The sequence below is a fragment of the Pseudomonas sp. GW823-FHT02F05 genome (genome assembly GCF_058797315.1).
Genome location: NZ_JBXAJM010000012.1, coordinates 45116 through 63586, shown reverse-complemented (window position 1 = coordinate 63586; position 18471 = coordinate 45116). Strand labels below are relative to the sequence as shown.

Genomic DNA, 18471 nt, shown 5'->3' with positions numbered 1-18471 from the left:
TCAAGAATATTGGCCGGTGCCTGGGCATTCACACGGGGCGAACGAGCTGCGGACAAAGCCTGGCTGGAGCAGGCAGAGACGCCGATTGGCGGCAGGTGAAACATGAAGCACCCCGGTATTATTGCTGTTATGGGTTTGAATCGAGCTTAGCCTTGTTCATTTTTTTACACAACACCCCCGTAAAAAATCCTACACGGCCCGCTCAAGCCTGCAGGTCCCAAGCCCCTAAAACCCAAAAAACCGCCCCAAAACCCCGCAAAAAAGGCTTCATGGCGCTTTTTTAGGGCAAAAAATGCCTCGCTTGACTTCGGCAGGCCGTTCGGGTTGACTGAAACCAGAAAAGATCAATGATTGATATTTTTAACAACAAAGGTGTTGCATCATGTCGGTACCCCCGCGTGCCGTTCAGCTTAACGAAGCGAACGCGTTCCTTAAGGATCATCCTGAGGTTCTGTACGTAGACCTTCTAATTGCGGATATGAATGGTGTGGTGCGCGGTAAGCGCATCGAACGCACCAGCCTCCACAAGGTTTACGAGAAGGGCATTAACCTGCCTGCCTCTTTATTTGCCCTGGATATCAACGGCTCTACGGTGGAAAGCACCGGCCTGGGCCTGGACATCGGTGATGCTGACCGAATCTGTTATCCAATCCCCGACACCCTGTGCAATGAACCCTGGCAAAAGCGCCCCACCGCGCAACTGCTGATGACCATGCACGAACTTGAAGGTGAACCTTTCTTCGCCGATCCGCGCGAAGTGCTCCGCCAAGTTGTCACCAAGTTTGACGACCTCGGTCTGACCATCTGCGCCGCTTTCGAGCTTGAGTTCTACCTGATCGACCAGGAGAACGTGAACGGCCGCCCACAACCGCCCCGCTCGCCGATCTCCGGCAAACGCCCGCACTCGACACAGGTCTACCTGATCGACGACCTCGACGAATACGTCGACTGCCTCCAGGACATTCTGGAAGGTGCCAAGGAGCAAGGCATTCCGGCCGATGCCATCGTCAAGGAAAGTGCCCCGGCGCAGTTCGAAGTGAACCTGCACCACGTCGCCGACCCGATCAAGGCCTGCGACTACGCGGTACTGCTCAAGCGCCTGATCAAGAACATCGCCTACGACCATGAGATGGACACCACCTTCATGGCCAAGCCTTACCCAGGCCAGGCAGGCAACGGGCTGCACGTACACATTTCCATTCTGGACAAGGACGGCAAGAACATCTTTGCCAGCGAGGATCCCGAGCAGAACGCCGCATTGCGTCACGCGATCGGCGGTGTGCTGGAGACCCTACCCGCCCAAATGGCGTTCCTGTGCCCCAACGTCAACTCCTACCGTCGTTTCGGCGCACAGTTCTACGTGCCGAACTCGCCGTGCTGGGGCCTGGATAACCGCACCGTGGCGATTCGCGTACCCACCGGCTCGTCCGATGCCGTGCGTATCGAACACCGTGTGGCTGGCGCCGATGCCAACCCTTACCTGCTGATGGCCTCGGTATTGGCGGGCGTACACCACGGCCTGACCAACAAGATCGAGCCGAACGCTCCAGTGGAAGGCAACAGCTACGAGCAGAACGAGCAGAGCCTGCCGAACAACCTGCGCGATGCGCTGCGTGAGTTGGACGACAGCGAGGTGATGGCCAAGTACATCGATCCTAAATACATCGATATCTTCGTCGCCTGTAAGGAAAGTGAGTTGGAGGAGTTTGAACACTCCATCTCCGACCTTGAGTACAACTGGTACCTGCATACCGTGTAAGCGGTTGCTGCAATAAAAGAACGCCGCTGATTTTGGTCAGTGGCGTTTTTTTATGGGTTTCTACCGGTAGACCGAGTTGGCCTCTTCGCGAGCAAGCCCGCCCACAGGGGTCGGGTTTCAACTTTGGAATGCAGTTAAATGTGGGAGCGGGCTTGCTCGCGAAGGCGGCTTGGCAGACAACACAGATTCCTGCTCATACAATGCCTGCTGCCTTGTAGGAGACATCCATGACCACCCGCCCCGCCACTGTTCGCAAACCCCGCGCCCGCAGCCAGGCCCGGATCGACGCGATCCTCGACGCCGCCCGCACCTTGCTGGCCGCCGAAGGTGTGGCCAGCTTGTCGATCTACAGCGTGGCCGAACGGGCACAGATTCCACCGTCATCGGTGTACCACTTTTTCGCCAGTGTGCCGGCGTTGCTTGAGGCGTTGACCGCTGACGTTCACGCAGCCTTTCGCGCTGCCATCCAGGCGCCCATCGAGCATGAATCTCTCAAGCATTGGCGCGACCTGTCCTACATCGTTGAACAACGCATGCTCAGCATCTACAGCAACGATGCCGCGGCGCGCCAGTTGATCCTGGCCCAGCATGGGTTGACCGAAGTGACCCAGGCCGATCGCCAGCATGATCTGGAATTGGGCGACTTGATGCTGGCGGTGTTCAATCGCCACTTTGAAGTGCCCACGCTACCGAGCGATGTGGACGTGTTTGCCCTGGCATTGGAGTTGAGCGACCGCGTGTACGCGCGCTCGGTGCATCAGCATGGGCTGATTACGCCGCGCATGGCGGAGGAAGGGATGCGGGTGTTTGATGCGTATGTGGGGCTTTATTTGCCGGCCTATCTGCCCAAGCGCTGATCGTTCCCACGCTCTGCGTGGGAATACATCCCGTGACGCTCTGCGTCACCTTTGGCACAGCGGGACGCGGAGCGCCCCAGGCGGCATTCCCACGCAGAGCGTGGGAACGATCAGTGGGGTTATCACAACTTGGCAATCGACACCTCAGTGGATTTCACAAAGGCAATCACTTCACTGCCGATCACCAGCTCCAACTCCTTGACCGAACGGGTGGTGATTACCGAGGTGACAATGCCGGACGCGGTCTGCACGTCAATTTCCGACAGCACGTCGCCGACCACGATTTCCTTGATGGTGCCTTTGAACTGGTTACGCACGTTGATGGCTTTAATAGTCATGGTGTTTTTCCTGTGTGAGTTATTGAGCCCAACGCAATTGCGTCGGCAGCGGTGAAACAGGTTCGGGTTCCGGTGGGGAACCGGGTAGCGACAGCACGCGGTTGAGCACTTCGGCTTCCAGCGCGGCCAGGCGGTGTGAGCCACGGGCCCGTGGGCGTGGCAGATCGATGTTCAGGTCGAGGCCGATTTCGCCGTTTTCAATCAGAATTACGCGGTCGGCAATCGCCACGGCTTCGCTGACGTCGTGGGTCACCAGCAACACCGTGAAACCGTGCTTGCGCCACAGGTTTTCGATCAGTTGCTGCATCTCGATGCGGGTCAGGGCATCCAGTGCGCCCAGCGGCTCATCGAGCAGTAACAGGCGCGGCTGATGGATCAACGCCCGTGCGAGTGCCACGCGCTGTTTCTGGCCACCGGACAACGCCGCCGGCCATTCATTGGCGCGCTCGGCCAGGCCAACCGCTTCCAGCGCATCCAGCGCTTTGGGCCGCCAGTCGCCCTTGAGGCCCAGGCCGACGTTATCGATGATCTTCTTCCATGGCAGCAAGCGCGCTTCCTGGAACATCAACCGCGTATCTTCAATCGCTTCGTGCAGTGGCGCGGAGCCGGCCAGCAGCTCGCCGCCACTGGCTTTGTCCAGCCCCGCCAACAGGCGCAGCAAGGTACTTTTGCCGCAACCACTGCGACCGACCACGGCCACGAACTGCCCTGCGGGAATATGCAGGTCAATCTCTTTGAGCACTTCGCGGGTACCAAAGGCCTTGCGCAATTTGCGCACTGCCAGAGGGATGCCCTTCAACAGACGCGGAGGTTGTTGAGCCGTCATGCTGCGCCTCCTTTGACTTGGTACGCCGGGTGCCAGCGCAGCCACACACGTTCCAGCCCGCGGGCTGCCAGGTCTGCCAGTTTGCCGAGGATGGCGTACATGACGATGGCCAGCACCACCACGTCGGTTTGCAGGAATTCACGGGCATTCATCGCCAGGTAACCGATGCCGGAACTTGCCGAGATGGTTTCCGCCACGATCAACGTCAGCCACATGAAGCCCAGGGCAAAGCGCACCCCCACCAGGATCGACGGCAGCGCGCCCGGCAGGATCACTTGCCAGAACAGGCTGAAACCGGACAAGCCATAGCTGCGCGACATTTCCACCAGTGCCGGGTCGACATTGCGGATGCCGTGGTAAGTGTTCAGGTAGATCGGGAACAAGGTACCCAGGGCCACCAGGAAAATTTTCGCAGTCTCATCAATGCCGAACCACAGGATCACCAGCGGAATCAGCGCCAGGTGCGGCACGTTGCGAATCATCTGCACCGAGCTGTCGAGCAAGCGTTCGCCCCACTTCGACAAGCCGGTAATAAAGCCCAGGGCCAGACCGATGCTGCCACCGATCACAAAGCCCAGGCCGGCGCGCCAGCCGCTGATGGCCAGGTGCGTCCAGATTTCGCCGCTGACCACCAGGTTCACCCCGGCTTCGATCACCGCACTCGGCGCTGGCAGAATGCGCGTCGACAACCAACCCGCCGACACCGACAACTGCCACACCGCCAGCAATAAGATCGGCAGCACCCAGGGCGCCACGCGATGGCTGATTTTTTCTAAGTCCATAACGGCGCCTCAGCTCTGTGACGCAGCTTTGGGAAGGATGTCGTTGGCCACCATCTCGCCAAACGGACTGACGTAGCCGGCGCTTTTTGGCAGCTCGGGACGTTCGATATCCAGGTGCGGGAACAACAGCTCGGCGACCCGATACGACTCTTCCAGGTGTGGATAACCGGAGAAGATAAAGGTATCGATACCCAGGTCCGCGTACTCCTTGACCCGCGCCGCAACCGTTGGGCCATCGCCCACCAGCGCCGTCCCTGCGCCGCCACGTACCAGGCCGACGCCGGCCCACAGGTTGGGGCTGACTTCCAGGTTGTCACGGCTACCGCCGTGCAAGGCTGCCATGCGTTGCTGGCCCACCGAATCGAAGCGCGCCAAGGACGCCTGGGCCCGGGCGATGGTCTCGTCGTCCAGGTGGGAGATCAGTTTGTCGGCGGCTTTCCAGGCTTCGTCGTTGGTTTCGCGCACGATCACATGCAAGCGAATGCCAAAGCGCACCGTGCGTCCCAGTTTTGCAGCCTTGGCGCGTACCTGCGCGATCTTTTCCGCAACGGCTGCCGGCGGCTCACCCCAGGTCAGTACCATCTCGACCTGTTCGGCCGCAAGGTCCTGGGCGGCTTCGGAGGAACCCCCGAAATACAGCGGCGGGCGTGGTTGTTGAATCGGTGGGTAGAGCAATTTTGCGCCTTTGACGCTGATGTGCTCGCCGTCGTAGTCCACGGTCTCGCCTTCCAGCACACGGCGCCAGATGCGGGTGAATTCCACCGACGCCTGGTAGCGCTCTTCATGGCTCAAGAACAATCCGTCGCCAGCCAGTTCTTCCGGATCGCCACCGGTGACCAGGTTGAACAGCGCACGGCCACCAGACAGGCGATCCAGGGTCGCGGCCTGACGCGCGGCCACGGTCGGGGAGATGATCCCAGGGCGCAGGGCAACCAGGAATTTCAAGCGCTGGGTCACGGGGATCAGCGAGGCGGCCACCAACCACGAGTCTTCGCAAGAGCGACCCGTAGGGATCAACACCCCGCCGAAACCCAGGCGGTCAGCAGCCTGGGCCACTTGTTGCAAGTAACCGTGGTCGACAGCGCGGGCGCCTTCGGCGGTGCCAAGGTAATGACCGTCGCCGTGGGTGGGCAGGAACCAGAAAATATTGAGGCTCATGGAGTTGTCTCCTGAATGAAGTCGGATTACGGCGCTTTGGCAACCGCGGCGGGTGGCGTCCAGATCACGTCCTTGATGCTCAAGGGCTTGGGGATCAATTTGAGTTGGTAGAAGGTGTCTGCGATTTTCTGCTGGGCGGCGACCACTGCCGGGGTCAGGAACAGCGCGCCGTAGCCCTGGCGTTTCACCGATGTGAGGGTGATATCTGCCGGCAGGCCGAGCAGTGGGGCGACCTGCTCAGTCACTTCCTGCGGGTTGGCCTTGGACCATTCGCCTACCGCACGCACCTCTTCCACCAACGCCTTGATCACTTGCGGGTGCTGTTCGGCGTAGGGTTTGGTGGCCAGGTAAAACTGATGGTTGTCGGCAATCCCGGTGCCGTCTCGCAGGGTGCGCGCTTGCAGTTGCTTCTCGGCGGCGGCCTGGTACGGGTCCCAGATCACCCAGGCGTCCACGCTGCCACGCTCGAACGCAGCACGGGCATCGGCGGGGGGCAGGAACACGGTCTTTACGTCGGTGTAGTTGAGGCCGGCATCTTCCAGGGCACGCACTAGCAGGTAGTGCACGTTGGAGCCTTTGTTGAGCACGACCTTTTTACCCTTGAGCTCGGCCACCGATTTGATCGGCGAGTCCTTGGGCACCAGGATCGCTTCGCTGGTAGGCGCGGGTGGTTCGTAGGCGACGTAGAGCAGATCGGCGCCAGCCGCCTGGGCAAACACCGGTGGGGTTTCGCCAGTAACGCCGAAGTCGATGGAGCCGACGTTCAGGCCCTCGAGCAATTGCGGGCCACCGGGAAACTCGGTCCACTGCACCTGCACGCCTTGGTCGGCCAGGCGTTTTTCCAGGGTGCCCTTGGCCTTGAGCAGCACCAGGGTGCCGTACTTCTGATAACCGATCCGCAAGGTCTCGGCGGCTTGGGCTTGAACGATGGCGCCGAAGGACACAGCCGCAGCAAAGAGTGCGACCAGACCACGGCGCAAGATGACAGTGCGCATGGCGCTCTCTCCAACTGTGCGATTAGGGTTTTGGCTGCACCTGCTTGGCCGTTGTCGGCTGAGTAAGGTGAGTGTTTCCAGCTTTTCGGGGTGAGGCTCAGATGCTCCAGCGAGCACTCAACAAACGTTCATTCAATACGTCAGGGTCCAGCGGTTTTGGCCGGCGCGCCATGGCGCTGTAGAGCTGCTCCAGGGCTTCGTGCAGACGCTGTTCGAGTACCGGCACCAGTTGCGCCTGCACGCTGCCTTCGCCATAGGCGATCTGGCTGTCTTCGGCAAAAATACCGTGGAGCAATTCCTGGGCCTTGAGGGCCGACAGCACCGGCTTCAGGGCGTAGTCCACCGCCAGCATGTGGGCAATGCTGCCGCCGGTCGCCATCGGCAGCACCACCTTATGGGCCAACGCACGCTCCGGCAGCAGGTCCAGTACGGTCTTCAACGCCCCGGAAAACGACGCCTTGTACACCGGCGTGGCAATCACAAGGCCGTCGGCATTGGCGACTTGTTGCAGCAGGTCGATGACCTTGGGGCTGTCGAAGCGCGCATGCAGCAAGTCTTCAGCCGGGAAGTCCCGTACCTGGTAACTCACCACTTCCACGCCCTGCTGTTGCAGCCACTGACGGGTTTTATCCAGCAAGACCCCAGAGCGGGACCGCTGGCTGGGACTGCCTCCAAGTGTTACGACCAGCATGCAGGAGATTCCTTGAGCAAGTGTCGGCGGTTCGCTGTACGGCGATGGCGCCAAGATGGGATAGACCTTATCAGCAGATTTATATATCTATAAATCTTATTTATTCATTTGTTTATTCCATAAAAACATAAGCGATTGATCAATCCCCAGGCGAAAAAAAAGGCCGTGGAAACGGCCTGAAAACCCCTGCTGTGAGTCAGTGCTTTTTGGTAGGAGCGAGCTTGCTCGCGAAAAACTCACAGGCGCCGCGTTCATTCAGGAAGCACGCGTTATCGTTGACGTTTTTCGCGAGCAAGCTCGCTCCTACAGAGGGATGGTCCGTGATGCCTTAACGATTGGGTTGTGGGGTAAGACGCAGGTACGGCTTCACCGCGCGATAGCCCTTGGGAAAGCGTTTCTTGATCTCTTCCTCGTCCTTGAGTGACGGCACGATGACCACCTCATCCCCATCCTGCCAGTTGGCCGGTGTTGCCACCTTGTGGTTGTCGGTCAGCTGCAGCGAGTCGATCACCCGCAGGATTTCATGGAAATTACGCCCGGTGCTGGCCGGGTAGGTGATGGTCAGGCGGATCTTCTTGTTCGGGTCGATCACAAACAAGGAGCGCACGGTGAGGGTATCGCTGGCATTCGGGTGGATCAGGTCGTAGAGGTCCGAGACCTTGCGGTCGGCGTCGGCCAGGATCGGGAAGTTGACCACGGTGTTCTGGGTCTCGTTGATGTCTTCGATCCACTTGTGGTGCGAGTCCACCGGATCTACCGACAGGGCGATGGCCTTGACGCCACGCTTGGCGAATTCATCCTTGAGCTTGGCGGTAAAACCCAGCTCGGTGGTGCACACCGGCGTGAAGTCCGCAGGGTGGGAAAACAGCACACCCCAGCTGTCGCCCAGCCATTCGTGGAAGCGAATCTTGCCGGCGCTGGAATCCTGTTCGAAGTCGGGGGCGATATCGCCCAGTCTTAGGCTCATGGTGTGGCTCCTGATGAGTGCTTATGGAGCCCACTGTGCATGGATTTTTTGTGATTTAAAAAGAATAAATATCGATTTATCTAGACGATAAAAGAATATTAAAAATCAGTTCATTGGACTTGGGAACGGCCTGAGGCCAACATCGCCTTCAAGGTTCGAGAAGGCCTTGAGACGCTGCAAAAAAGAGGGATTCAGGAAGGGCTTGCGGGGGTTGAGCCCGACTTGAATAGCAAGACACCTTGCCCGGCATTGCGCCGGGCAAGGTTTTACAGTCTTACAACAGCGGGATCGAGTAGCTGACGATCAAGCGGTTTTCGTCCTGGTTACGCGCGTTGGCGATGTCGCTGCGCCACATAGCGTTTTTCCACGCCACGCCGACGTTTTTCAGCGGACCTTCCGGTACGACGTAGGCAACAGTGATGTCACGTTCCCACTCGGACTGGCCGGTGAACTCGGTACGGTTGCTGGCGACGGTGTCGATATGATCACCTTTCAGGTAAACCACACCGGCGGTCAGGCCAGGCACGCCGACTTTGGCGAAGTCGTAGGAGTAGCGAGCTTGCCAGGTGCGCTCGCCGGCACGGGCGAACTTCTGGATCTGCATGTCGGTGGTGATGTAAGCCGACGAGCCGTCACCCTGGTTCAGCCAAGGGAAGTCGCTGCTGCCGTTGCTGACCTGGTAACCGCCACCGAAGGTGTGACCGGCCACCGAGTACAGGAACAGGCCGCTGTACAGGTTGTTGTCGACTTTGCCACGGCCGGAGTTCACGCCGCTGTAGTTGCCCGTCGAGAAGTAAGCGGACTGGTTACCGTTGTTGCCATCGTCGGAGCTGTTGAAGTAGCGCAGGTCAGACTTCAACACGCCAGGGCCGATAGCCCAGTTGTGGGTCAGGCCCAGGAAGTGTTGCTTGTAGAAATCTTCCAGGTTGCCGTAGTAGTACTGGGCGGTCAGATCCTTGGTGATCTTGTAGTCGCCACCGGCGTAGTAGAACTTGTTGCTCGAACGCCAGTTCACACCGCGGCTGTTGGCGCCGGAAATGGACAGGCTTTCGTTGTTGCTGGAGTTACGGCCCTTGGCCTTTTCGATCTGGCCAGCAACCAGGGTCAGGTCCTTGATGTCGCTAGAGGTGATCTGGCCACCTTGGAAGGTTTGCGGCAGCATACGACCATCGTTGGTGACGATGACCGGCAGCTTGGGCTGCAAGGTACCCAACTTCAGTTCGGTTTGAGAGATCTTGGCCTTGGCAGTCAGGCCCAGGCTGGAGTAGTTATCAACGGCTTCGCCATTGGACTTGCTCGGGAAGATCGTGCCACCGTAGGAGCTGGCAGTCGCGCCGTTGGTGCCACCGCCGGAATCCAGGCGAACACCCAGCAGGCCGATAGCGTCCAGACCGAAGCCGACGGTGCCTTGGGTGTAACCGGAGATGAAACGCAGATCGAAGCCTTGGCCCCACTCTTCGTTGCGGCTCGGGTTGGCCGTGCCTTCGCGGTTATCGGTGTTGATGTAGAAGTTACGCAGGCCCAGTGTGGCCTTGCTGTCTTCGATGAAACCGGCAGCGCCTGCTTGCTGGGCGATTGCGCCCAACGTTACAGCCACAGCCAAGGTGGACTTCTTCATGTACCGCTCCTCTCATTTCTAATTTTTGTATTTCTTTGGTCTCGGGTCTGACGCCCTCGATCCACAGATGCGCGATTAGCGCCAGATAGTGACCACCAAGTCAATCGTAACCTTGTGTGTCTACTACCTTCGTCTAATCGCAGTTGATTTGGTCCCTGCAGGGTAATGAGTTTTTCATACACCCAAAAAGAATTATTTCATTCTTTTTCATACGATCCAGGAATAAGACTTTCCGTGAAGCTGGCCGGTCAGGATAGACGCGCCGCTCCATAAGCTAATTCCTAAAGGGTATTTACTGGTGCTTTTTTAGATCGATTAGTGTTGCCGTACGGTTGCATACGTCACTCACGATCAAAAAGGCGACGCCATCATGGCCAAACGCACATCCTCCCGTCAATTTGTTACAGTTTTTGTATCGCTATTACTTTCTTTTGGTGTCAACGCCACCGACCTGACGGTGGGCTACCAGACCGGCATCGATCCCAGCAAGGTTCCCCAGGCCGACGGCCTGTATGAAAAAGCCATCGGCGAAAAAATCGCCTGGCGCCGCTTCAACAGCGGGCCAGAGGTAGTCACGGCCATCGCTTCGGGTGATGTACAAATCGGCAACCTCGGCTCCAGCCCGCTCGCGGCGGCGGCCTCGCGCAACCTGCCGATTGTGGCGTTTATCGTATCGGCACAGATCAACGCTTCTGAAGCCCTGGTGGTGCGCAACGGCAGTGGCATCGACAACCCCCAGGACTTGATTGGTAAAACCATCGCCACGCCCTTCGTCTCCACCTCCCATTACAGCCTGCTCGGCGCGCTGAAACACTGGGGTCTGAACACCCAGCAAGTCAAAGTGGTGAACCTGCAACCGGCCGAAATCGCCGCCGCCTGGAAGCGTGGCGATATTGATGGGGCTTTTGTGTGGTCCCCGGCCTTGGGTGAAATCCGCAAGAGCGGCAAGACCCTGACAGACGCGGCGCAGGTGGGCCAATGGGGTGCACCCACATTTGAGGTGTGGGTGGCGCGCAAGGATTTTGCGCAAAAACATCCTGAGGTAGTGGCCAAGTTCGCCAAAGTTACCCTGGATGCCTTTGCCGACTATGCCGCCCACAAAGACAGCTGGACGGTGGATTCCGAGCCAGTGCAGAAAATCGCCAAATTGACAGGTTCAAATGCGGATGACATTCCGGAACTCTTGGCCGGTACGACGTTTCCGGATGCGCAGGCACAGCAAACCGCTGCGCTGCTCAAGGGCGGCACGGCGAAGGCGATTGAGGAGACGGCGAAGTTCTTGAAGGAACAGGGGAAGGTGGAGACAGTGCTGCCGGATTATTCGGCGTATGTGACCGACAAATTCATCACACAATAAATACAGTCTTCGGTGGGAGCTGGCTTGCCTGCGATACCAGCAACTCGGTCCTTCAGATAAACCGAGGCGCCACTATCGCAGGCAAGCCAGCTCCCACACAGAGCCGTACTCTTTTACAGGGCCTTTTCAAAGATCTTGGAGTTGCGCTGATAGTTGTACAGCGACGCTCGCGCCGACGGCAGGCGGTCCACGCTGCTGGGTACAAAGCCGCGTTCGCGGAACCAATGGGCCGTGCGCGTGGTGAGTACAAAGAGGGTTTTCAAGCCTTGGGCGCGTGCCCGGGTCTGGATGCGTTCGAGCAACACATCGCCTCGCGCGCCGTGGCGGTACTCCGGGTTCACTGCCAGGCACGCCAACTCCCCCGCATCCGAATCCGCGATCTGATACAGCGCCGCGCAGGCGATGATCATGCCTTCGCGCTCGACCACGCTGAACTGCTCGATCTCACGCTCCAGCACTTCCCGCGAACGGCGCACCAGAATGCCCTGCTCTTCCAGCGGGCTGATCAGGTCCAGCAAGCCGCCGACGTCTTCAATCGCCGCTTCGCGCACCAGTTCGAATTGTTCCTGGGCCACCAGCGTACCGCCACCATCGCGGGTGAACAGTTCGGTAAGCAAAGCGCCATCTTCGGCGTAGCTGACGATATGGCTGCGCCCTACTCCACCCCGGCAGGCTTCGGCAGCGGCATCGAGCAGTTCGGCTTGATAGTTGCTGCCCAGGCGTTGCAGGTGCGCGGGTACTTGTTGTGGGCGCAATTCACGCACCAGGCGGCCGTTCTCATCGATCAGACCGGGATCGGCGCCGAACAGCAGCAATTTGTCGGCGCCCAGGTCGATGGCGGCGCGGGTGGCGACGTCTTCGCAGGCCAGGTTGAAGATCTCGCCGGTGGGCGAATACCCCAGGGGCGAGAGCAGCACGATAGAGCGCTCATCCAACAGGCGGTTGATGCCCTTGCGGTCGACCCGGCGCACTTCGCCGGTGTGGTGGTAGTCCACGCCTTCAAGCACGCCGATTGGCCGTGCGGTGACCAGGTTGCCGCTGGCCACACGCAGGCGCGAGCCCTGCATCGGCGATGACGCCATGTCCATGGACAAGCGCGCCTCGATGGCAATGCGCAAATGACCCACCGCGTCGATCACACACTCCAGCGTCGCAGCATCGGTGATGCGCAAGCCTTCGTGGTAAGCCGGGGTAAGGCCGCGTGCTTCAAGGCGGGTTTCGATTTGCGGGCGCGAGCCATGCACCAGCACCAGGCGCACACCCAGGCTGTGAAGCAGCACCAGGTCGTGGACGATATTGCCGAAGTTGGGGTGGTCCACACCATCGCCGGGCAGCATGACCACAAAGGTGCAGTCGCGGTGGGCGTTGATGTAGGGCGAAGCGTGACGAAGCCAGTTGACGTATTCGGGCATAACACCTGGGCCTGTAATAAAAAGCAGCCAAATAAAGGATCAATCGTGAAAGCGCACAGCGGCTGATGGTTATCGTCGGAACAGGCTTGGCGACACGCTCACTCTCCTTATGTACGAATGGGCAAGGGTTAATTTATGCAGGTTTCAGGCAGTAGTGTTCGATCAGTTCCCGCAATAGACGCACTGTAGGCGTCAAGCGTGACATTTCAAGGTACTCGCCAGGCTGGTGGGCGCAGGCAATGTCGCCAGGGCCGAGCACCAGGGTTTCGCAACCAAGGCGCTGAAGATAAGGCGCTTCGGTGCCGAACGCTACTGCTTCGGCACGATGACCGGTCAAACGCTCCGCCACCCGCACCAACTCGGCGTCTTCGGGCTGCTCAAAGGGTGGCACTTCGGGGAACAACGGCGCGTAGTCGATCTTGACCTTATGCCGCTCGGCCAGGGGTTCGAGCTTCTGGCGGATCGCGGCGCGCAGCACCTCGGGGTCCATGCCCGGCAGGGGTCGCAGGTCGAACTCCAGGGAGCACTGGCCGCAGATGCGGTTGGGGTTGTCGCCGCCGTGAATGCAGCCGAAGTTCATCGTCGGCTGCGGCACGCTGAATTGCGCGTTGCGGTACTCGCGCTGCCAGGCCAAGCGCAGGCCGCGCAGTTCGCCGATGGCGTCATGCATGGCTTCCAGGGCGCTGTGGCCCAGGCTGGGGTCCGACGAGTGGCCACTGCGCCCGAGGATCTCGATGCGTTCCATCATCACGCCCTTGTGCAGGCGGATCGGCTTGAGCCCGGTCGGCTCGCCGATCACCGCTGCACGACCTAATGGGCGCCCCGCCTCGGCCAGCGCACGGGCACCGGACATAGAGCTTTCCTCATCACAGGTGGCAAGGATCAACAGCGGTTGCTTGAAGGGTTGGTCCAGCAGCGGCAACGCCGCGTCGATAACCAGTGCGAAGAACCCCTTCATGTCACAACTGCCCAGCCCTACCCAGCGGCCGTCGACTTCCGTCAGCTTGAGCGGGTCGGTGTTCCACAGCGCCGCGTCATACGGCACGGTATCGCTATGCCCCGCCAACACCAAGCCACCGGGGCCGCTGCCGAAACTGGCCAACAGGTTGAACTTGCCGGGGCTGACTTGTTGGATATCGATGGCAAAGCCCAGGTCGCCCAGCCAAGCGGCGAGCAGGTCAATCACCGGGCGGTTGCTCTGGTCGAGAGACGCCTGGGTGCAGCTCACCGACGGCGCGGCGATCAAGGCGGCGAACTGCTCTTTCATAGACGGTAAAGGCATGCGCGGTCTCCCAACTTCCCGGATGAACCTCACTATAGAGGCATCTGGGCAACACAATAAACCGTTGCGGCACGTTGCCGGGCTCAGTCCTGTACACTGCACGACCTTGGCAGCCACACTTTTCCCCGGCTGCGCTCCCGATCCTGGATTTTCCGGCCATGCAGAAAGAAACCGAAATCAAGCTACGCGTCAGCCGCGAAACACTCGCCGCGCTGCGTGAGCACCCGTTACTGAAAAAACGCAACAAAAGTGGCTGGGAACGCCGTGAGTTGATGAACCAGTACTTCGACACCCCCGAGCGTGACCTGGCCCAGGCCAAGGTTGCCCTGCGCCTGCGCAAGGACGGTGACGACATCATCCAGACCCTCAAGACCCGCGGCCAAAGCGTCGCCGGCTTGTCGGAACGCAACGAATACAACTGGGACCTGCCCAAAGCCAAGCTCGATGTGAAGAAACTCGATGGCGAGTGCTGGCCCGAGCAACTGGCCGAGCTGGACAAAAAGACTCTCAAGCCGATCTTCACCACCGACTTCGTGCGTGAACGCGCCGAAATCGCCTGGGGCCGTGGCAAGGCCAAGGTGGTGATCGAAGCCGCCCTGGACCTGGGCCATGTGGTGGTCGGCAAGCAGAAAGAAGAAATCTGCGAGCTGGAACTGGAACTGCGCGAAGGCGAACCGGCGGCCCTGCTGGAACTGGCCGCCGAGCTGGCCGCAACCCTGGCCCTGATGCCGTGCGACATCAGCAAGGCCGAACGCGGCTATCGCCTGTATGACGCCAGTAGCTATTCCCTGAGCCTGCCGGCGCCACAGATCCACGCCGAAATGCCATTGGACGACGCCTTCGCCGCGATCCTGTGGCACCTGCTGGGCAGCAGCCAGCGCCTGGCTGAGCAATACCGCTTCAATGGCCACTGGCGCCTGTTGCAGGACTGGGTCGAGAACCTCGGCGAGTTGCGCGCCCTGATCGGCAGCCTCGGCCAGGCCGCGCCACGCCAATCCACCAGCGAACTGCGCAGCGCCCTGGATGCGTTGCTGGAAGACTGGCGCCCGCTGGTCCAGGCCGGTGACGACGATGAAGACATTCGCAAAGCCGCGCCGGAACAGTTCATCGAAGAGCTGCAAGACGTGCGCTGGGGCCTGTTCTCACTCAACCTCTCGCGCTGGCTGCTGGCTCGCACCTGGACGGCCGAACGTAACGTGCGCGGCAACCGCCAGGGCGCTGCGCAAATTACCAACTGGCTGCCACGCCTGTTGGCCGACGACGCTGTCGCCCTGCAACTGCAGCGCTACCAGCAACAGCCGGAAGACCTGGCCGAGCAACTGCCGCGCATCGAACGCATCCAGGCCTGGCTGCACCATGCGCGCCATGTGGTGGACATTCCTGAGCTGGACCGTTTGTACGGCGAGCTGAACAAGCTGGCGCACCTGGCCAACCAGCCGATTACCGATGAATCGCTGGATGCGCGTATGCACCAGGCGATTGCGGTTTATCAGAATCGTGCCTGGAAGACCCTTCTGCGCCTGTAAGTCACTCTACCTGTAGGAGCGAGCTTGCTCGCGAAAAACCCGAGAGCGATGTGGGGAGCCAGGCTTCCCGCGTTATCGTTAACGATCTTCGCGAGCAAGCTCGCTCCTACAGTCAATGGCATGCCTGTCAGCGCAATACTGGCAGGCTGGTGGTGGACTTGATCTCCGACAGCGCCACAATCGAGTTGACCTCCTGAATCCCCGGCACCATCGACAACTTCTCGAAGAAAAACCGCTCGTACGCCTCGATATCCGAGGTGACGATACGCAGCAGAAAGTCCACCGCCCCCATCAGCACATAGCACTCCAACACTTCCGGAAACCCGCGAATCGCCTCGGTGAACTCGGTGAAATTGGAGCGACCGTGGGCGTTGAGTTTGACCTCGGCGAAAATCTGCGTGTTGAGCCCGATTTTCTTGCGGTCCAGCAGGGTGACCTGGCCGCGGATCACGCCCTCCTCCTTGAGCCGCTGAATACGCCGCCAGCATGGCGACTGCGACAGGCCGACCTGGTCGGCAATCTGTGCACTGGAGAGCGAGGCATCCTCTTGCAGCAAGGCCAGGATGCGGCGGTCGTAGGCGTCCAACTCATTGTGCATAAAAGTACCCATGAATAGGCTTATCTTGAATTGTTTTGGTCTATTTATCGCCAAATAGGCTTATTTTAGATAAGAAATCTCCCGAGGCGAATGTAAAAATTTCTCCAGTCGAAACTGGAGAGTCAGCATGCATGCCGTCGAAACCGCCTACCCCGCCACCCGCGTCGATGCGTGGGCCGTCAATAGCAGCCACTGCCAGGCGCACTATCGCATCGTCGCCGAGGCTGAACCGGACGTGCTGTGCCGGGTGCTGAACTACTTCGCGCTGCAATTGCTCACGCCCACCCAGGTCAGCATGAACCGGGAAGCCGACCTGCTGAGCATCGATATCGTGATGACCGGCCTGAGCTGGCACCGCGCCCAGGTGATCGGTGAAAAGATTCGAAACCTGATCAGCGTCTGCACCCTGGAACTGTGGTCGGCTGATTCCGAGCGGCCTCAAGCGCTGGCGGCGATGGCGCAGTAAAAACCGGCAATACAAGCGCCAGCAGGATCTTCAGCGGCTGGCTAGCCTGGGATTACCCCCACGCCCCAGGAAAACCTGCATGCCCGTCGCCACTCACGATCACCCCTTGGAACTGCAGCAATTATTGCCGGCGTTGGTCGAGCAAGGGCTGATCACGGCGCAGGCGGCGCAAAAGGTGGCGCCAGCGTCCGGCAGCCAGCATCCCTTGGAATGCATCGCAGCACAGGGCCCTTGCCTGGAGGCCTTGACCCAATGGCTGGCCCGGCAGGTAGGCCAACCTTACCTGCGCATCGACCCGTTGAAGATTGATGTGGCAGCCGTGGTGCCGTTGATGTCCCACGCCTTTGCCCAGCGCCACGGCATTCTTGCAGTCGCCGTCGATACCCACAGCGTGACGATCGCCAGTGCCCAACCCCATGTCACCACCTGGGAAGCCGGACTGTCCCAGGTGCTCAGACGCACGATCAAGCGCGTGGTTGCCAACCCCAGCGATATCCAGCGCGGTATCAACGAGTTTTATCGTTTAGCCAAGTCCGTCAGCGGTGCGGATGAAAAGATGACGACGCTTGGCAATCTCGACTTGCTCAGCCTCGGCGCCAGCGACAAGGAGCCGGATGCCAACGACGCGCATATCGTCAACATCGTCGACTGGCTGCTGCAGTACGCCTTTGGCCAACGAGCCAGCGATATCCATATCGAGCCCTGCCGCGACCAGGGCCGGGTGCGCTTTCGCATTGATGGGCTGCTGCATGACGTCTATCAATTTCCCCCGCAGGTCACCATGGCCGTGGTCAGCCGCCTGAAAAGCCTGGGGCGAATGAACGTGGCCGAAAAACGCAAACCCCAGGATGGCCGCGTCAAGACCCGGAACCCTGCGGGTGTCGAAGTGGAATTGCGGCTTTCGACCCTGCCCACGGCATTCGGCGAAAAACTGGTGATGCGAATTTTCGACCCACAGGTGCTGCTCAAGGATTTCGACCAGTTGGGTTTGTCCAGCGCCGACCAGCAACGCTGGCACGCCATGACGCGACGCAGCCACGGCATCATCCTCGTCACAGGCCCGACCGGCTCAGGCAAGACCAGCACCCTCTACACCACCCTCAGGCAACTGGCGACCCGCGAGGTCAACCTGTGCACGGTGGAAGACCCGATTGAAATGGTCGAGCCGGCCTTCAACCAGATGCAGGTCCAGCACAACATCGACCTCACGTTCGCCAGCGGCATCCGCGCCCTGCTGCGCCAGGACCCGGACATCATCATGATCGGCGAAATCCGCGACCAGGAAACCGCAGAGATGGCTATCCAGGCCGCGCTGACCGGGCACCTGGTTTTCTCGACCTTGCACACCAACGATGCACCCAGCGCCATCAGCCGCCTGCAGGAACTGGGCGTTGCTCACTATTTGATCAAAGCCACGCTCATAGGGGTGATGGCGCAGCGCCTGGTGCGGCTGCTGTGCAGCCATTGCAAGCGCCCGCTGGGCCAGGAGGACGCTGACGGCTGCGAAGCCGTCGGCTGTGCGCAATGCCGTGACAGCGGTTATCGAGGCAGGGCCGGGCTGTATGAAATCATGCTCATGGACCCGGCACTCCAAGCGCTGGTCACCCCGGGCGCGGACGTACAAGCGCTGCGCCGTGAGGCACTGGCGCAGGGCATGAGCAGCCTGCGCATGGCCGGCGTCGAGAAAGTGAAGGCCGGCCTGACCACGATGACGGAGGTATTGCGGGTCACGCCAGGGGATTCAGAAACAAATTCTTCGGGTTTGATCGAGTACTGAAACTGTTTAGTCAGTGATGGAACTGGATCGGGTTAACTACAATCAAAACGTACAGATAACCC

General features: G+C 59.9%; 17 protein-coding genes. 6 read left to right on the top strand and 11 right to left on the bottom strand.

Going from position 1 to position 18471, the window contains the following annotated elements; all coding sequences use genetic code 11:
- Positions 1-382 precede the first annotated feature (382 nt).
- Together AC1RAC_RS15655 and AC1RAC_RS15650 are read left to right on the top strand one after the other, a co-directional pair.
- Positions 383-1759 (top strand): glutamine synthetase family protein, encoded by a 1377-nt coding sequence (locus AC1RAC_RS15655; RefSeq protein ID WP_003195252.1) that lies wholly within the window; start codon positions 383-385, stop codon positions 1757-1759.
- 227 nt (positions 1760-1986) lie between these two features.
- Positions 1987-2616: a TetR/AcrR family transcriptional regulator gene (locus AC1RAC_RS15650; protein ID WP_019817784.1), complete on the top strand. Its 630-nt coding sequence runs from the start codon at positions 1987-1989 to the stop codon at positions 2614-2616.
- 122 nt (positions 2617-2738) lie between these two features.
- Here the strand turns inward: AC1RAC_RS15650 and AC1RAC_RS15645 are convergent, their stop codons facing one another.
- The 8 genes from AC1RAC_RS15645 to AC1RAC_RS15610 form a co-directional block, all read right to left on the bottom strand.
- Positions 2739-2954, bottom strand: coding sequence for a TOBE domain-containing protein (locus AC1RAC_RS15645; RefSeq protein ID WP_003176783.1), 216 nt, complete (start codon positions 2952-2954; stop codon positions 2739-2741).
- Between the two features lie 19 nt (positions 2955-2973).
- Complete coding sequence (gene ssuB, locus AC1RAC_RS15640; RefSeq protein ID WP_032902254.1) at positions 2974-3780, bottom strand: aliphatic sulfonates ABC transporter ATP-binding protein; 807 nt, start codon at positions 3778-3780, stop codon at positions 2974-2976.
- Positions 3777-4562, bottom strand: a complete 786-nt coding sequence (gene ssuC / locus AC1RAC_RS15635; RefSeq protein WP_003195258.1) for an aliphatic sulfonate ABC transporter permease SsuC — start codon at positions 4560-4562, stop codon at positions 3777-3779. Before ssuC ends, ssuB begins: the two co-directional genes overlap by 4 nt.
- A gap of 9 nt (positions 4563-4571) precedes the next feature.
- Positions 4572-5720, bottom strand: coding sequence for an FMNH2-dependent alkanesulfonate monooxygenase (gene ssuD / locus AC1RAC_RS15630; protein WP_003195260.1), 1149 nt, complete (start codon positions 5718-5720; stop codon positions 4572-4574).
- Positions 5721-5746: 26 nt separating this feature from the next.
- Entirely contained in the window at positions 5747-6715 is a 969-nt protein-coding gene (locus AC1RAC_RS15625) for a sulfonate ABC transporter substrate-binding protein (RefSeq protein WP_181124109.1), read from the bottom strand.
- Between the two features lie 97 nt (positions 6716-6812).
- The gene (gene ssuE / locus AC1RAC_RS15620) at positions 6813-7406 is read right to left on the bottom strand and encodes an NADPH-dependent FMN reductase (RefSeq protein WP_014720392.1); all 594 of its coding nucleotides are present in this window, start codon (positions 7404-7406) and stop codon (positions 6813-6815) included.
- A gap of 328 nt (positions 7407-7734) precedes the next feature.
- A complete protein-coding gene (locus tag AC1RAC_RS15615; RefSeq protein ID WP_003195267.1) occupies positions 7735-8373 on the bottom strand; it encodes a peroxiredoxin in 639 nt (212 codons plus the stop codon).
- A 274-nt stretch (positions 8374-8647) separates the two neighbouring features.
- Complete coding sequence (locus AC1RAC_RS15610) at positions 8648-9991, bottom strand: OprD family porin (RefSeq protein WP_034128998.1); 1344 nt, start codon at positions 9989-9991, stop codon at positions 8648-8650.
- Positions 9992-10361: 370 nt separating this feature from the next.
- Between AC1RAC_RS15610 and tauA the strand changes: the two genes are divergently transcribed.
- Entirely contained in the window at positions 10362-11348 is a 987-nt protein-coding gene (gene tauA, locus AC1RAC_RS15605; protein WP_054895985.1) for a taurine ABC transporter substrate-binding protein, read from the top strand.
- A gap of 113 nt (positions 11349-11461) precedes the next feature.
- On the opposite strand, the gene argA is transcribed toward tauA, so the two are convergent.
- Positions 11462-12760 carry an amino-acid N-acetyltransferase gene (argA, locus tag AC1RAC_RS15600; protein WP_003195273.1) on the bottom strand — a complete coding sequence of 433 codons (1299 nt, stop codon included), beginning with the start codon at positions 12758-12760 and terminating at the stop codon, positions 11462-11464.
- 133 nt (positions 12761-12893) lie between these two features.
- Positions 12894-14042, bottom strand: coding sequence for an acetylornithine deacetylase (gene argE / locus AC1RAC_RS15595; RefSeq protein ID WP_220382924.1), 1149 nt, complete (start codon positions 14040-14042; stop codon positions 12894-12896).
- 158 nt (positions 14043-14200) lie between these two features.
- Between argE and AC1RAC_RS15590 the strand changes: the two genes are divergently transcribed.
- Positions 14201-15568 (top strand): CYTH domain-containing protein, encoded by a 1368-nt coding sequence (locus AC1RAC_RS15590; protein WP_020301821.1) that lies wholly within the window; start codon positions 14201-14203, stop codon positions 15566-15568.
- Between the two features lie 127 nt (positions 15569-15695).
- On the opposite strand, the gene AC1RAC_RS15585 is transcribed toward AC1RAC_RS15590, so the two are convergent.
- Positions 15696-16166 carry an Lrp/AsnC family transcriptional regulator gene (locus AC1RAC_RS15585; RefSeq protein WP_492616763.1) on the bottom strand — a complete coding sequence of 157 codons (471 nt, stop codon included), beginning with the start codon at positions 16164-16166 and terminating at the stop codon, positions 15696-15698.
- A gap of 127 nt (positions 16167-16293) precedes the next feature.
- Between AC1RAC_RS15585 and AC1RAC_RS15580 the strand changes: the two genes are divergently transcribed.
- Together AC1RAC_RS15580 and AC1RAC_RS15575 are read left to right on the top strand one after the other, a co-directional pair.
- Positions 16294-16632 carry an ACT-like domain-containing protein gene (locus AC1RAC_RS15580; protein WP_038451930.1) on the top strand — a complete coding sequence of 113 codons (339 nt, stop codon included), beginning with the start codon at positions 16294-16296 and terminating at the stop codon, positions 16630-16632.
- A gap of 79 nt (positions 16633-16711) precedes the next feature.
- Positions 16712-18409, top strand: coding sequence for a GspE/PulE family protein (locus AC1RAC_RS15575; RefSeq protein ID WP_492616748.1), 1698 nt, complete (start codon positions 16712-16714; stop codon positions 18407-18409).
- The last annotated feature ends 62 nt before the right edge of the window (positions 18410-18471 follow it).

Excerpts from the sequence above, each read along its gene's own strand:
- AC1RAC_RS15655 (WP_003195252.1), top strand. The coding sequence starts at position 383 with ATGTCGGTACCCCCGCGTGCCGTTCAGCTTAACGAAGCGAACGCGTTC.
- AC1RAC_RS15650 (WP_019817784.1), top strand. The coding sequence starts at position 1,987 with ATGACCACCCGCCCCGCCACTGTTCGCAAACCCCGCGCCCGCAGCCAG.
- AC1RAC_RS15645 (WP_003176783.1), bottom strand. The coding sequence starts at position 2,954 with ATGACTATTAAAGCCATCAACGTGCGTAACCAGTTCAAAGGCACCATC.
- ssuB (WP_032902254.1), bottom strand. The coding sequence starts at position 3,780 with ATGACGGCTCAACAACCTCCGCGTCTGTTGAAGGGCATCCCTCTGGCA.
- ssuC (WP_003195258.1), bottom strand. The coding sequence starts at position 4,562 with ATGGACTTAGAAAAAATCAGCCATCGCGTGGCGCCCTGGGTGCTGCCG.
- ssuD (WP_003195260.1), bottom strand. The coding sequence starts at position 5,720 with ATGAGCCTCAATATTTTCTGGTTCCTGCCCACCCACGGCGACGGTCAT.
- AC1RAC_RS15625 (WP_181124109.1), bottom strand. The coding sequence starts at position 6,715 with ATGCGCACTGTCATCTTGCGCCGTGGTCTGGTCGCACTCTTTGCTGCG.
- ssuE (WP_014720392.1), bottom strand. The coding sequence starts at position 7,406 with ATGCTGGTCGTAACACTTGGAGGCAGTCCCAGCCAGCGGTCCCGCTCT.
- AC1RAC_RS15615 (WP_003195267.1), bottom strand. The coding sequence starts at position 8,373 with ATGAGCCTAAGACTGGGCGATATCGCCCCCGACTTCGAACAGGATTCC.
- AC1RAC_RS15610 (WP_034128998.1), bottom strand. The coding sequence starts at position 9,991 with ATGAAGAAGTCCACCTTGGCTGTGGCTGTAACGTTGGGCGCAATCGCC.
- tauA (WP_054895985.1), top strand. The coding sequence starts at position 10,362 with ATGGCCAAACGCACATCCTCCCGTCAATTTGTTACAGTTTTTGTATCG.
- argA (WP_003195273.1), bottom strand. The coding sequence starts at position 12,760 with ATGCCCGAATACGTCAACTGGCTTCGTCACGCTTCGCCCTACATCAAC.
- argE (WP_220382924.1), bottom strand. The coding sequence starts at position 14,042 with ATGCCTTTACCGTCTATGAAAGAGCAGTTCGCCGCCTTGATCGCCGCG.
- AC1RAC_RS15590 (WP_020301821.1), top strand. The coding sequence starts at position 14,201 with ATGCAGAAAGAAACCGAAATCAAGCTACGCGTCAGCCGCGAAACACTC.
- AC1RAC_RS15585 (WP_492616763.1), bottom strand. The coding sequence starts at position 16,166 with ATGCACAATGAGTTGGACGCCTACGACCGCCGCATCCTGGCCTTGCTG.
- AC1RAC_RS15580 (WP_038451930.1), top strand. The coding sequence starts at position 16,294 with ATGCATGCCGTCGAAACCGCCTACCCCGCCACCCGCGTCGATGCGTGG.
- AC1RAC_RS15575 (WP_492616748.1), top strand. The coding sequence starts at position 16,712 with ATGCCCGTCGCCACTCACGATCACCCCTTGGAACTGCAGCAATTATTG.